Annotated in this window: 1 protein-coding gene; it reads left to right on the top strand. The window is 49.6% G+C overall.

Annotation, left to right across the window (positions count from 1 at the left end; translation table 11 throughout):
* The coding region (locus tag QU605_RS15350; protein WP_289726208.1) for a hypothetical protein at positions 1–512 on the top strand (512 nt) is incomplete at both ends.

Here is a 512-nt window from a genome sequence, read left to right as displayed (position 1 = left end):
GGCGCGTTGTATTTAAATGTTGCTTCTGTAACGATTTCCGAGACCATTACCAATCTTACGGATAATGCCGATGGCACCCTTACATATGTCAATGAAAATGGGGTGTCACAAACGGTTAGTAAGTCTGATATCACGGACAATACGGATGGCACCTATACTTTTACGAACAATGATAGCAGCGATGTTATTTTGGATACCCGTGCGGCCTCCAACAGCTATGATAGTAGAACCAGTGGCCTTGGGGTTGCCAATGTGCAGGATGCCATAGATGCCCTTGCCGCGGGAAGCACAGACGACCAGGATCTGACGGGTGCAACCCTGACAGGTAGTTCCCTTCAGATTGACATAGAGAACGGAAACTCAGCTACTGTGGATTTAGCTTCCCTGGTAGACGATGCGGATGCGGATCCGACCAATGAATACAACACGGGAATCGGTTTTGACGGAACAAACCTTACGGTGACAGACGCTGGGGGAACCCAGAGTGTGGACATCAGCGGGGTAAGCACCGA

The sequence above is a fragment of the Robiginitalea aurantiaca genome (genome assembly GCF_030380815.1).
Lineage (GTDB): Bacteria > Bacteroidota > Bacteroidia > Flavobacteriales > Flavobacteriaceae > Robiginitalea > Robiginitalea aurantiaca.
This window is presented reverse-complemented; position numbering and strand designations above follow the sequence as displayed.